Source organism: Streptomyces sp. NBC_01241 (assembly GCF_041435435.1).
In the GTDB taxonomy this organism is placed as follows: Bacteria; Actinomycetota; Actinomycetes; order Streptomycetales; family Streptomycetaceae; genus Streptomyces.
In genome coordinates this window covers 5,731,989-5,744,876 of sequence record NZ_CP108494.1, presented here as the reverse complement: position 1 = coordinate 5,744,876, position 12,888 = coordinate 5,731,989, and the positions used below count along the sequence as shown (strand labels likewise).

Here is a 12,888-nt window from a genome sequence, read left to right as displayed (position 1 = left end):
GGTGAGGGTGTCCCAGATCGCAGGCGAGCCCGGGAATCAGGACTTCGTAGAGGTCCGGCTGCCCGCTGCGGGTGCCTACCTGTCGGTGCTGCGTACGGCTACGGCCGGTCTCGCAGCGCGCTTGGACTTCACTCTCGACGAGATCGAGGATCTTCGCATCGCGGTCGACGAGGCCTGCGCGATCCTGCTGCAGCAGGCCGTGCCGGGCTCCGTCCTCAGCTGCGTCTTCCGGCTCGTCGAGGATTCTCTCGAGGTGACGGTGTCGGCGCCGACGACGGACGGCCGGGCGCCGGAGCGCGACACCTTCGCCTGGACGGTGCTCTCCGCACTGGCCGGAAAGGTCGACTCCTCGGTGGCCGATGACCGTACGGTCAGCATCAGCCTGTACAAACAGCGCGGCGCGGGACCCGGGCCGGCGTGAGCAGCGGGAACGGGGACGGTCCTGTGCGGGACGAGACGATGCGACCAGGGGCGGTGCGCGCAGCAGGCATCCCGGAGCAGCAGGCCCTGCCCCATCCGGAGGACGGGGCTGACGGGCCCGCGGGCCGTACGATCGCGGTGGAGCAGTCGCAGGCGGAGCGGGCAGGCCAGATGAGCGAGCACGGGCACCACGATCCACACGACCGCAGCAGGGCGCGGGCGCTGTTCATCGAACTGCGCGAGCTTCCCGACGGGTCGGCCGAGAAGGCGGAGCTGCGCAATCAGCTGGTGCGGATGCATCTGCCGCTCGTGGAGCACCTGGCCCGCCGGTTCCGCAACCGCGGCGAACCGCTGGACGATCTGACCCAGGTCGCCACGATCGGCCTGATCAAGTCGGTCGACCGGTTCGACCCGGACCGCGGCGTCGAGTTCTCCACGTACGCGACGCCCACGGTCGTCGGCGAGATCAAGCGCCACTTCCGCGACAAGGGCTGGGCGGTCCGGGTGCCGCGCCGGCTCCAGGAGCTGCGGCTCTCGCTCACCACGGCGACCGCCGAGCTCTCCCAGCAGCACGGCCGCTCGCCGACGGTGCACGAGCTGGCGGAGCGGCTGGGCATTTCCGAGGAAGAGGTCCTGGAGGGCCTGGAATCGGCCAATGCATACAGCACGCTCTCGCTGGACGTGCCGGACACGGACGACGAGTCCCCGGCGGTCGCGGACACGCTGGGCTCCGAGGACGAGGCGCTGGAGGGCGTCGAGTACCGGGAGTCCCTCAAGCCGTTGCTGGAGGATCTGCCGCCGCGCGAGAAGCGGATCCTGCTGCTGCGTTTCTTCGGCAACATGACCCAGTCGCAGATCGCGCAGGAGGTCGGCATCTCGCAGATGCACGTCTCGCGGCTGCTGGCCCGTACGCTGGCGCAGCTGCGCGAGCGGCTGCTCGTCGAGGAGTAGCGCGAAGGGCCGATACGAGCGCGCGGAAGAGCGGGGGCGTCAGCCCCCGTGCGGCCCGCGCGCACCCGGGCGGTCTGCGGCGCCCGAGGGCCGCCTCACCCGGACCCCCCGCTCAGGCGTCCGGTGCGGTGCCGCCGGACGTGGCCTCCGAGGAGGTGCCCGGGCGGCGGATGCCGAGTGCGTCGATCGTCGTCGGCCTGACCAGCTGGTAGAGCGCCGTCAGGACCACCGCGGCGAGGACGATCCCGGCCGGGATCAGTACGCCGTGGGACCTCAGCAGCGTCCAGGCCACCGGGAGCGCGATGATCTGGGTGATGAGCGCGGGGCCGCGGCTCCAGCTGCGCCGCCGCAGCAGGCCACGCGCGGCGATCAGCGGGATCAGGCCGAGCGCGATCAGTGTGAGGCCGCCCATCTCCGCTTGCTGCGGGCTCTCGGGGCGGCCGAGCAGTCCCATGACCAGCATGTAGATCCCGCCGAGGACGAGCGCCGCCCCTTCCAGGGCAGTGAGTCCGGCCACGAGCGTGATCCTGCTCGGCTTCGCCGGTCCGACCGACGGCAGAGGCGACGACGAGGAGGGCGTGTTCTGCTGATTACTCACCCTTGCAGGTTGGCATCCCGGCGCCGCGAAAGCGAAGCCGGGGTGGGAACGCACCAGGGCCGTCACCGAGCGTGAAGGTCATGGGGCAGGACTTCAGTGCGATACCGCGCGGTAGGTAGTCTGGCCGTCATGCGCGCACTCCTTGTGGTCAATCCAGCTGCTACCACCACCAGTGCGCGGACGCGCGACGTGCTCATTCACGCGCTGGCCAGCGAGATGAAGCTGGAGGCCGTGACCACGGAGTACCGGGGCCATGCCCGGGACCTGGGGCGGCTGGCCGCGGACTCCGGAGAGATCGACCTGGTGGTCGCCCTGGGCGGCGACGGCACGGTCAACGAGGTGGTCAACGGTCTGCTCCACAACGGCCCCGACCTGGACAGACTGCCGAGCCTCGCGGTGGTTCCCGGCGGCTCCACCAATGTTTTCGCGCGCGCCCTGGGCCTGCCGAACGACGCCGTGGAGGCGACCGGCGCGATCCTGGACGCGCTCGCCAACCAAACCGAACGCACGGTCGGTCTCGGACTGGCGGCCGGCACCCCGGGCACGGAGGACGAGTCGGTCCCCAAGCGCTGGTTCACTTTCTGCGCCGGGCTCGGATTCGACGCGGGCGTGGTCGGCCGGGTCGAACAGCAGCGCGAACGCGGCAAGCGCTCGACGCATGCTTTGTACGTGCGCCAGGTGGTCCGGCAATTCCTGGAGGAGCCACACCGGCGGCACGGGCTGATGACACTGGAGACACCCGGACAAGAACCGGTCACCGGCCTCGCGCTGTCGATAATCTCCAACACGGCCCCCTGGACCTACCTGGGGAATCGCCCCATGTTCGCGTCCCCGAAGGCCGGCTTCGACACCGGCCTGGACGTGCTCGGACTGAAGCGGCTGTCCACTTCGGCGGTCGCCCGCTACGGCACCCAGCTGCTCACCTCAAGCCCCGACAAGGGGCCTCGCGGCAAACACGCTGTTTCACTTCATGACCTCACGAACTTCACCTTGCATTCAAAGGCGCCACTGCCCTTCCAGATGGACGGTGACCACCTGGGAGTGCGTACCAGCGTGACGTTCACAGGCGTACGCCGTGCACTGCGTGTGATTGTGTGAGTGGAAGGGACCAAAGTCCTTTAACTCGAACGTTTGGGCTGCTCTCCACCCCATAGAAGTACGGCTGTGACCTAGTCGACACCGAGGAATCAAAAAAAACTTTCCAGAAGGGGTTGTATCCGCCGCCGAGGTTTGCGAATCTCTACATGGCGATCGGGACGGCCCGCAACAACGGCCTCCACTGAGAGCCAGAACCCCTCCTCACTTCACAGGACCACAACCAGTTCATCTGGGCGTCGGCCCTTCACCTGCGGGGGGATTCGTGAAAGCGTTCACATTCACAAGCAACTGATGTAATACCAAGGAGAGGTAGCAGCCATGGACTGGCGTCACAACGCCGTTTGTCGTGAGGAAGACCCCGAGCTGTTCTTCCCCATCGGCAACACCGGTCCTGCGCTGCTGCAGATCGAGGAAGCCAAGGCCGTCTGCCGTCGCTGCCCCGTCATGGAGCAGTGCCTGCAGTGGGCGCTCGAGTCCGGCCAGGACTCCGGCGTCTGGGGTGGCCTCAGTGAGGACGAGCGCCGCGCAATGAAGCGCCGTGCCGCTCGCAACCGGGCGCGTAACGCCAGCGCCTGATCCGACGCCACCGCTACGAGCCTCAGCCAGGCGGCGCGTACAGAGCGTACGCACAACCCCGCCCCCCGAGTCGCAGCGCGCAGTACCCCCGAAACGCATGCATGAACAGTGAGCCCGGACCGTGATCGACGGTCCGGGCTCACTGCTGTGTCCGCGTCGGCCGGCCGGCCCCACCGGGGCTACTTATCGGCGCGGACCGGGATGTCGAGAACGACCTGGGTGCCGCGCTCGGGGGCCGGGACCATCCCGAAGGTTCCGCCCAGCTCGCCTTCCACCAGTGTCCTGACGATCTGGAGCCCCAGATTGCCGGCGCGCTGCGGGTCGAAACCCTCGGGCAGACCGCAGCCGTCGTCCTGAACGGTGATCAGCAGCCGCGGCTCGGCGGAGGAACCGCCGCGCACCGCCGACACCTCCACCGTGCCGGACTCGGCGAGGGTGAACGCGTGCTCCAGGGCGTTCTGCAGAACTTCGGTGAGTACCATCGCGAGCGGTGTGGCCACCTCGGCGTCGAGTATGCCGAAGCGGCCCGTACGGCGGCAGGTGACCTTGCCCGGGGAGATCTCGGCGACCATCGCGATGACCCGGTCGGCGATCTCGTCGAACTCCACCCGCTCGTCCAGATTCTGAGACAGCGTCTCATGGACGATGGCGATCGAACCGACCCGCCGTACCGCCTCGTTGAGCGCCTCGCGGCCCTGCGCCGAGTCCATCCGGCGGGCCTGGAGCCGCAACAGGGCAGCAACGGTCTGGAGGTTGTTCTTCACCCGGTGGTGGATCTCCCGGATGGTGGCATCCTTGGTGATCAACTCCCGCTCGCGGCGGCGCAGTTCGGTGACGTCCCGGAGGAGGACCAGGGAGCCGATCCGGACTCCCTTGGGCTTGAGCGGGATCGCCCGGAGCTGGATCACCCCGCCCGCGCACTCGACCTCGAACTCGCGGGGCGCGTAACCGCTGGCGAGTTTGACCAGGGCCTCGTCGACCGGGCCGCGGGACGGGGCCAGTTCGGCGGTGATCCCGCCCAGGTGCTGGCCGACCAGGTCGGAGGCGAGGCCCAGGCGGTGGTAGGCGGAGAGGCCGTTGGGGCTGGCGTACTGGACGACCCCTTCGGCGTCGAGCCTGACCAGCCCGTCGCCGACGCGCGGTGACGCGTCCATGTCGACCTGTTGGCCGGGGAACGGGAAGGTCCCCGCGGCGATCATCTGGGCGAGGTCGGAGGCCGACTGGAGGTAGGTGAGCTCCAGCCGGGACGGCGTGCGTACGGTCAGGAGGTTGGTGTTGCGGGCGATGACTCCGAGGACCCGGCCCTCACGGCGTACGGGGATCGACTCGACGCGTACCGGAACCTCCTCGCGCCACTCCGGGTCGCCCTCGCGCACGATCCGGCCCTCGTCCAGCGCCGCGTCCAGCAGCGGACGGCGGCCGCGCGGCACCAAGTGGCCGACCATGTCGTCCTGATAGGAGGTGGGGCCGGTGTTGGGCCGCATCTGGGCCACGGAGACGTAGCGGGTGCCGTCGCGGGTGGGGACCCACAGCACGAGGTCGGCGAAGGAGAGGTCGGAGAGCAGCTGCCACTCCGAGACCAGCAGGTGCAGCCACTCCAGGTCGGTGTCGCTGAGGGCTGTGTGCTGGCGGACGAGGTCGTTCATGGAGGGCACGTGTGCGAGCGTACCCGCGGATGGGTACGGGTTCCGAACCGAGCGGCCCGGCCGTACGTGCAAGGGAGTATGAGCACGGGAAATTGCGGTGCTCCTACGGATGGACACGGGCGAATGGTCTAGTCCACAATGCTCAAGACAGAGCCTCCACTCTCCCCGCACAGGAGAGTGGATCGAGGTACCCGCGCTCTCTGCCCTGACCGCGCCGGTACCTCTCCCCGGCCGGGGGCACCGCACACCGCCGGCCGAGCGGACCGTCCGGCGCTCAGGCGACGGCCGGTCCTACTCCGGGCTGCGGTGCCGAACGGGCTGAGGGTCCCGTCCCGGCGCCGCGGCCCGCGGGTGTTTCCACGGGCCCGGGCCGATGCCGGAGCTGCCGGCCGTGACGACCAGTGCGTCCCGGGCGTCCGGTTCGACGCCCTGCGCGATCCCGGCGACCTCCCCGTGGAGCCCGGGCGCGCCCCGGCCGAGGATGTGGCGCGCCCTCGCATGCTGTTCGGGCATCTCGCCGGACGTGATCCTGCCCGGCCGCTCACCCTCCCCGGCAAAAGCGGCGGAGTGCGACAAGGACGGGCAAGGCTGCCGTGTCGGTGTTACCTGGTTCTGCTAGATTGGACCACGATTGGTCTATACCACATTGACTCGATTCCTCAGATCGGCAGGCCCCGCGTGGAAGTTGTCATCGTCCCGGACGCCAAGGCAGGCGGCGAACTCATCGCAGAGGCCATCGGCGCACTGCTGAGCCGCAAGCCCGACGCCCTTCTCGGCGTTGCCACCGGCTCTACCCCGCTGCCCATCTACCGGGCGCTGGCGGCCAAGGTCCGCTCCGGCGCCGTGGACGCCTCGCGCGCCCGCATCTGCCAGCTCGACGAGTACGTCGGGCTGCCGGCGGGCCACCCCGAGTCCTACCGCTCCGTGGTGCTGCGCGAGGTCGTCGAACCGCTCGGCCTGTCCGAGGCGTCCTTCATGGGCCCCGACGGCTCCGCCGAGGACGTCCTGGCCGCCTGCCAGGCGTACGACAAGGCGCTCGCCGAGGTCGGCGGGGTGGACCTGCAGCTCCTCGGCATCGGTACCGACGGGCACATCGGCTTCAACGAGCCGTGCTCCTCGCTCTCGTCCCGTACCCGGATCAAGACGCTCACCGAGCAGACCCGGATCGACAACGCGCGCTTCTTCGACAACGACATCACGCAGGTGCCGCACCACGTGATCACCCAGGGCATCGGCACCATCCTGGAGTCCCGCCACCCGATCCTGCTCGCCACCGGCGAGGGCAAGGCGGACGCCGTGGCGCAGACGGTGGAGGGGCCGGTGGCCTCGATCGTTCCCGCGTCCGCGCTGCAGCTGCACCCGCACGCGACGGTGGTGGTGGACGAGGCCGCGGCGTCGAAGCTGAGGCTGGCGGACTACTTCCGCGCCACGTATGCGGCGAAGCCGCTGTGGCAGGGGCTGTAGTCGTCCCGGACGCGGCGAGAGGGCCGGGAACACCCGTGGTGGGTGTCCCGGCCCTCTCGTGTGCCGTGACGCGTCCTGGAACGTGCACTGTCCTCAATCGCCGGACGGGCTTGATTTGGCCGCCGCGTCACGGGGAGGCATCCCCACCGGGGAGACGAGTTTTGCCCTCAATCGCCGGACGACGGGCTTGATTGGCCGGAGGCGGGTGTGACGGGACTGGATTGCCCGAGGCCGGTGTGACGGGCTTGATGGGCAGGAAGCGGGTGTGACGTGGCCCCTCGTTCCGCGTCACGCCCCGCTACCGGGCCTCCGGGCTCAGGCCCCGCGGGCTTCCGTGCCCCTGGCGATGACCTCCGCTGCCGCCAGGCCGCAGACGCGGGCCGCGCCATGGGTGGCGATGTGCAGGGCGCCCGTGGGGGGTGCCTGCGGGACGCCCATTTCGACCACGACCGTGTCGGGGCGCTCCGCCACCAGGGCGTCGATGGTCCCGGCCATCCAGGCGTGGCGGTGAGCGTCGCGGACGACCACGACGATGCGCCGCTCCCCCGCCGCCCGCAGCACCGCGGCCGCGGGCTCCAGGGTCTCGCCGCTGTATGTGTCGGTCTCCGTGCCCGGCACCAGCCGGCCCAGCTCCGCGGCGACGCCCCACGGGGTCTCGTCGCCGACCGCGATGTTCGAGGCTGAGGTGAACGCGGCGACGTACGCGGGCTCGGTGAGCGGTTCGGCGGAGCCGGTCACCCGCACCGCGCGGCGGGCGGCGATCAGGCCGATGTCGGAGCCGTTTCCGGTACCGGACGCGGCCCCCAACTGCGTTGCCGCGACCGGCGCCGAACCGGCCCTTTTGGCCCGCTGCGTCCAGGACGCGAGGGCACGTACCCGTGCGGCCGCGTCCGCGAGCCGCTCCTCGGCGAGTTCACCGCTGCGCACCGCCGCGACCAGCGCGTCGCGCAGCCGCTGCACCGTGCCGTCGTCCTCCAGTCCGCCACCGACGCACAGGGCGTCGGCCCCGGCGGCGATCGCGAGGACGGAGCCGCGCTCGATGCCGTACGTCCCGGCGATGGCCTGCATCTCCACGGCGTCGGTGACGATCAGGCCGTCGTAGCCCATCTCCTCGCGCAGCAGACCGGTGAGGATCCGCGGGCTCACCGTCGCGGGGCGGTCCGGGTCGAGGGCCGGCAGCAGGATGTGCGCGCTCATCACGCACTTGGAACCCGCGGCGACGGCTGCCCGGAAGGGCACCAGTTCACGGGCGTGCAGCGTTTCCAGGTCCACGTCGATGCGCGGCATCGCGTGGTGCGAGTCGATCGCGGTGTCGCCGTGCCCCGGGAAGTGCTTGGTGCAGGCGGCGACTCCGGCGGCCTGGAGGCCCTCGACGTACGCGGCGGTGTGCCGGGCCACGAGCGCGGTGTCGGCGCCGAAGGACCGTACGCCGATGATCGGGTTGTCCGGGTTGGAGTTGACGTCCGCGGACGGCGCCCAGTTGAGGTTGACGCCGCACTCCGCGAGCCGGCGGCCCAGCTCCTGGGCGACCGCGCGGGTCAGCTCCAGGTCGTCGACGTGGCCGAGCGCGAGGTTGCCGGGGAAGGAGGAGCCGGTACGCACCTCCAGGCGGGTGACGTCACCGCCCTCCTCGTCGATCGCCACGAGGAGGTCCTCGCGCTCGGCCCTGAGCTGGGCGGTGAGCGCGGCGACCTGCTCGGCCGTCCGGATGTTGCGGCCGAACAGCGCGACGGAGGCGAGGCCTTCGTCGACCCGGCGCAGCACCCAGTCCGGGACGGTGGTGCCGGTGAATCCGGGCTGCAGGACGGCGAGGGCGTCGCGGGTGACGGTGTCCGTGGTGGATATCAGGGTGGTCATGGAGGTGCGTTATCCCTTCACGGCGCCGTCGGTGAGGCCGCTGACGGCCTTGCGCTGGAGGTAGATGAAGAGGACCAGGATCGGGATCGCGAAGAGCGAGGAGGCAGCCATCGTCGCGCCCCAGTCGTCACCGAACGCGGTCTGGAACTGGGAGAGCCAGAGCGGCAGGGTCTGCGACTCGATGTCCTTGTTGAGGATGAGGACGAGCGGGAATTCGTTCCAGGCGGTGATGAAGCCGAAGAGCGAGGTCGCCATCAGGCCAGGGCCGAGCAGCGGCAGGATCACCTTCATGAAGGCCTGGGAACGGGTGCAGCCGTCGACCATGGCCGACTCCTCCAGTTCCTTGGGCACGGCGGCGACATAGCCGCGCAGCGTCAGGATGGTGAAGGGCAGGACCATCATCATGTAGAAGGCCGTCAGCGGGACCAGGCTGTTCAGCATGTCCGCGTCGCGGACGAGCATGTAGACCGCGATGACCATGACTTCCCAGGGCGCCATCTGCGCGACCATGAAGGTCAGCAGGATGCCTCGCCGGCCCTTGAAGCGCATGCGTGCCATCGCGAAGGACGCCACCAGCGCGATCACCAGTGAGGCGGCCACGGAGATCAGGGTGACGGTGAACGAGTTCCCGACCAGGGTCCAGAAGTGGTCCGCCCGGACGGCCTTCTTGAAGTGCTCGAAGGTGATGTCGGTCGGGAACCACACCGGGGTGTCGGTGATGATGTCGCCGGTCGGTTTGAACGCCGTGCTGAACATCCAGTAGACGGGGAAGGCGAAGCCTATGAAGAGGACGACAGCCGTCGCGTTGGGCCAGATCCGGCCGAACAGTGAGCGCCTCACAGCTCGTCCTCCTCTTGCTTCAGTACCGTGCGCAGGTAGTAACCGGTCAACGCCAGCAGGACGATGATCGTCAGGAACGAGATGGCGGCGCCCATGCCGAAGTGCTGGTTGCCGACACCTTCGACGAAGGCGTAGACGGGCAGGGTCTCGGTGAGCCGGTCGGGGCCGCCGCGGTTGATCGCGAAGAGCTGGGCGAAGGACTTGAAGACCCAGATGACTTCGAGGAATGTCGTGGCCAGCAGGAACGGCTTCAGGAACGGGAGCGTCACGGAGGTGAAGCTCTTCCAGGTTCCGGCGCCGTCGAGCGAGGCGGCCTCGTACAGCTCCTTGGGGATCGTCGTGGACGCGGCGTACAGGTTGATGGCCACGAACGGGATGGACTGCCAGACGATCACCAGAGTGACCAGCGAGAAGGTGGAGAACTGGCCGCTGGTCCAGTTGTAGTCGGCCATCGAGTGCCAGCCGAGGCTGTCGAGCACGTAGTTGACGACTCCGAAGCGCTGGGCGAACAGCCACTGGTACACCGTGGTCGCGGCGATGACCGGCATGGCCCAGGCGAGCACGAGGCCCAGCATGAGCAGCAGGCGCATCTTCTTGCCGAGGCGGGCGAGCAGCAGGCCGACCAGCATCCCGAGCAGCATGATCAGGACGACGTTGGCGGCGGTGAAGAAGACCGAACGCTCGACGACCTTCCAGAAGTCCGAACTGCCGAGGACTTCCTTGTAGTTGTCGACGCCGTTCCACTCGGTCAGGTGTTGGATCAGCTGGCGCGGGTTGAGGTTCTGGAACGACAGCATGCCGTTCTTGACCAGCGGGTAGCCCAGCAGCAGCGCCGTGGCGAGCAGTGCGGGCAACAGGAGCAGGTACGGGGCCGAGCCTCCGCCCCGCTTCTTTCGCAAAGCGGCTGGGCCGCCGGGAGGCGCGTCATCCTCGCGGACACCGGCTGCCCGGACCGAGTCCACCTGTTCGGTCTGCACTGACATGCTCGCCATCTCTTCTTGGGCCGTACGTTCCAGACACGCGGGCGCGCCGGGGGGCGGTCGGTCCCCGCCCCCCGGCGCGTGCGATCAGCTCTTCTGCGAGAGACGCTTGTTGATCTCGGCCTCGACCGCCTTGGCGGCGTCCTCGGGGCTCTTGCCGTTCAGAACCGCGGTCATGTAGCTCTTGATCGGGTTCGGATCGTTCTCGACAGCGGCCCACTCGGGGATGAGCGGGGTGGTGCCACCGGCGGCGGCGGCCGGGGCCGCGGCCTCGGCGGCGCCGTTGCCGGTCAGGTTGGAGTTGAGCGACTCCTTGTTCGGGATGACGCCGTTCTCCTTGGCCAGCTGGCCCTCGAACTGGTCGGACAGGGCGAGCTTCAGGAACTCCTTGGCGAGCTCCTGCTTCTTGCTGCCCGCGGCGACCGCGAAGTTGGAGCCGCCGAGGAAGACGCCCTCGGGCTTGTCGGCGGTCTCACCCGGGATGGTGAAGTAGCCGATGTCGCTCTCGATCTTCTTGTTGGCGGTGATGGCGGTGGCGGCCTCCCAGCCCATGCCGATGAAGGCACCGACGTTGCCCTTGGCGAAGACCTCGGCCTGCTGCGGGGTGGCCTCGTCCTTGTCCTTGGGGGCCTTGGAGTAGGACTGGTACTTCTTGTAGAGGTTCATGGCCGCGGTGACCCTGGGGTCGGAGAGGTTGGAGACGTACTTGTCGCCTTCCTTCTTCACCAGGTCCGCGCCCTGACCGATGGTCAGGCCGTCGAAGAAGTACCAGTTCTGGCCGGGCAGGTAGATCGGCTCGGCCTTGCCCTTCTTCTTGATGGCGTCGAGGTCCTTGAAGAACTCGTCACGCGTCTTCGGGGTGTCCTTGATGCCGGCGTCGGCCCAGACCTTCTTGTTGTAGATGACGACACGGTTGGCGAAGTACCAGGGAGCGGCGTACTGCTTGCCGTCGAAGACCGAGGACTGGTTGAGGGACTCGACCCAGTCGCCGCCGATCTCCTTCTTGAGGTCGCCGAGGTCGGCGAGGCCACCGGTGGCCGCGTACGCGGGGGTCTGGGTGTTGCCGACCTCGATGACGTCCGGCGGGGTCGACTCGGAGAGAGCGGTGGTGATCTTCTGCTGAATGCCGTCCCACTTCTGGGCCTCGAACTTCAGCGTGGCGCCGGTCTTCTTCTTGAAGGCCGCGGTCAGGTCCTTGGTCCAGCCGGGAGGCGTGGAGCCATCCATTGCCCAGACGGTGAGGGTCTCGCCCTTGTAGCTGTCCGGGCCGGTCTTCTTACCGCTGTCGCTACCGCCGTCGTCGGACCCGCACGCCGCCAGGCCGATCATCATGCCCGCGACGCCGATCGCCGCGATGAGCTTGCGCTTCACGCCAAACCCTCCTCAGGGATACTGCAACCCCGCCCACCGCGAAGACATTCGACGAGTACTGCTGGGGCTGGACCTGGTCTTTAATGGTTTAGACCAGCACCGGGAGCTTGGCCTAGACCTTTAGGGGTGTCAAGGGTGTATAAGAAGTGCACTCGCGTCCGTTATAGGACCGACACCTAAGGGAGGGCGACGAGCCGTGACCGGACCGTGCCACCATGTGAGCCGCGACAGACGGAGGAGCCGGTGACGGCAGCAACGCAGCAGTCGGGAAGGCGGGCCATGGGTGCCGACGGGGGCAGTACGGAGAACGGGACGGGCGCGGCCACGCGGACGGCGCGCGTACCGAAGTACTACCGGCTGAAGCGACATCTCCTCGACATGACGGACACCATGCCGCCGGGCACCCCCGTGCCGCCGGAGCGGACCCTGGCCGCCGAGTTCGACACCTCGCGCACGACCGTGCGCCAAGCGCTCCAGGAGCTGGTCGTCGAGGGCCGGCTGGAGCGCATCCAGGGCAAGGGCACCTTCGTGGCCAAGCCGAAGGTCTCGCAGGCCCTGCAACTCACCTCGTACACCGAGGACATGCGCGCCCAAGGGCTGGAACCGACGTCCCAGTTGCTGGACATCGGCTATGTCACGGCCGATGACACGCTCGCCGGGCTGCTGGACATCTCGGCCGGCGGCCGGGTGCTGCGGATCGAGCGGCTGCGACTGGCCAGCGGGGAGCCGATGGCGATCGAGACCACGCACCTCTCAGCCAAACGCTTCCCGGCGCTGCGCCGTTCACTGGTGAAGTACGCCTCTCTCTACACCGCGCTGGCCGAGGTGTACGACGTCCGGCTGGCCGAGGCCGAGGAGACCATCGAGACCTCGCTCGCCACCCCGCGCGAAGCCGGCCTGCTCGGTACGGATGTGGGCCTGCCGATGCTGATGCTGTCCCGGCACTCGCTCGACGGCCGGGGCGAGCCGGTGGAGTGGGTGCGCTCGGTCTACCGCGGCGACCGGTACAAGTTCGTGGCCCGCCTGAAGCGGCCGACGGACTGAACCCGCCGCGGCGACCGACCGCTCCCGGCCACCGCACCCCGTA

General features: G+C 68.9%; 13 protein-coding genes. 6 read left to right on the top strand and 7 right to left on the bottom strand.

The features are described 5' to 3' along the window. Positions 1 to 7: 7 nt before the first annotated feature. Both OG306_RS25880 and OG306_RS25875 read left to right on the top strand, forming a co-directional pair. The gene (locus OG306_RS25880; protein ID WP_148839137.1) at positions 8 to 421 is read left to right on the top strand and encodes an anti-sigma regulatory factor; all 414 of its coding nucleotides are present in this window, start codon (positions 8 to 10) and stop codon (positions 419 to 421) included. Then, entirely contained in the window at positions 418 to 1,371 is a 954-nt protein-coding gene (locus tag OG306_RS25875; protein ID WP_371665650.1) for an RNA polymerase sigma factor SigF, read from the top strand. The genes OG306_RS25880 and OG306_RS25875 overlap by 4 nt, the downstream gene beginning before the upstream one ends. 112 nt (positions 1,372 to 1,483) lie before the next feature. On the opposite strand, the gene OG306_RS25870 is transcribed toward OG306_RS25875, so the two are convergent. After that, positions 1,484 to 1,888, bottom strand: a complete 405-nt coding sequence (locus OG306_RS25870) for a hypothetical protein (protein WP_266752426.1) — start codon at positions 1,886 to 1,888, stop codon at positions 1,484 to 1,486. A gap of 210 nt (positions 1,889 to 2,098) precedes the next feature. Here OG306_RS25870 and OG306_RS25865 point away from each other — a divergent pair, with 210 nt between their 5' ends. Together OG306_RS25865 and OG306_RS25860 are read left to right on the top strand one after the other, a co-directional pair. Then, positions 2,099 to 3,067, top strand: a complete 969-nt coding sequence (locus OG306_RS25865) for a diacylglycerol/lipid kinase family protein (protein WP_266748471.1) — start codon at positions 2,099 to 2,101, stop codon at positions 3,065 to 3,067. A gap of 318 nt (positions 3,068 to 3,385) precedes the next feature. Then, the gene (locus OG306_RS25860; protein ID WP_003953983.1) at positions 3,386 to 3,643 is read left to right on the top strand and encodes a WhiB family transcriptional regulator; all 258 of its coding nucleotides are present in this window, start codon (positions 3,386 to 3,388) and stop codon (positions 3,641 to 3,643) included. A gap of 179 nt (positions 3,644 to 3,822) precedes the next feature. Here the strand turns inward: OG306_RS25860 and OG306_RS25855 are convergent, their stop codons facing one another. Both OG306_RS25855 and OG306_RS25850 read right to left on the bottom strand, forming a co-directional pair. Beyond that, positions 3,823 to 5,289 carry a PAS domain-containing sensor histidine kinase gene (locus tag OG306_RS25855; protein ID WP_266752425.1) on the bottom strand — a complete coding sequence of 489 codons (1,467 nt, stop codon included), beginning with the start codon at positions 5,287 to 5,289 and terminating at the stop codon, positions 3,823 to 3,825. Positions 5,290 to 5,580: 291 nt separating this feature from the next. Continuing rightward, the gene (locus OG306_RS25850; RefSeq protein ID WP_266748470.1) at positions 5,581 to 5,802 is read right to left on the bottom strand and encodes a hypothetical protein; all 222 of its coding nucleotides are present in this window, start codon (positions 5,800 to 5,802) and stop codon (positions 5,581 to 5,583) included. A 165-nt stretch (positions 5,803 to 5,967) separates the two neighbouring features. Between OG306_RS25850 and nagB the strand changes: the two genes are divergently transcribed. Continuing rightward, positions 5,968 to 6,753, top strand: coding sequence for a glucosamine-6-phosphate deaminase (gene nagB, locus OG306_RS25845; RefSeq protein WP_266748469.1), 786 nt, complete (start codon positions 5,968 to 5,970; stop codon positions 6,751 to 6,753). Positions 6,754 to 7,068: 315 nt separating this feature from the next. On the opposite strand, the gene OG306_RS25840 is transcribed toward nagB, so the two are convergent. The 4 genes from OG306_RS25840 to OG306_RS25825 form a co-directional block, all read right to left on the bottom strand. Next, complete coding sequence (locus OG306_RS25840; RefSeq protein ID WP_266748468.1) at positions 7,069 to 8,610, bottom strand: glycoside hydrolase family 3 protein; 1,542 nt, start codon at positions 8,608 to 8,610, stop codon at positions 7,069 to 7,071. A gap of 9 nt (positions 8,611 to 8,619) precedes the next feature. After that, positions 8,620 to 9,450: a carbohydrate ABC transporter permease gene (locus OG306_RS25835; RefSeq protein ID WP_266748467.1), complete on the bottom strand. Its 831-nt coding sequence runs from the start codon at positions 9,448 to 9,450 to the stop codon at positions 8,620 to 8,622. Then, positions 9,447 to 10,433 carry a carbohydrate ABC transporter permease gene (locus OG306_RS25830; protein ID WP_266748466.1) on the bottom strand — a complete coding sequence of 329 codons (987 nt, stop codon included), beginning with the start codon at positions 10,431 to 10,433 and terminating at the stop codon, positions 9,447 to 9,449. Before OG306_RS25830 ends, OG306_RS25835 begins: the two co-directional genes overlap by 4 nt. Positions 10,434 to 10,517: 84 nt before the next feature. Further along, the gene (locus tag OG306_RS25825; RefSeq protein WP_266905487.1) at positions 10,518 to 11,801 is read right to left on the bottom strand and encodes an extracellular solute-binding protein; all 1,284 of its coding nucleotides are present in this window, start codon (positions 11,799 to 11,801) and stop codon (positions 10,518 to 10,520) included. Between the two features lie 279 nt (positions 11,802 to 12,080). Here OG306_RS25825 and OG306_RS25820 point away from each other — a divergent pair, with 279 nt between their 5' ends. Further along, positions 12,081 to 12,845, top strand: coding sequence for a GntR family transcriptional regulator (locus tag OG306_RS25820; protein ID WP_266752423.1), 765 nt, complete (start codon positions 12,081 to 12,083; stop codon positions 12,843 to 12,845). Positions 12,846 to 12,888 lie beyond the last annotated feature (43 nt).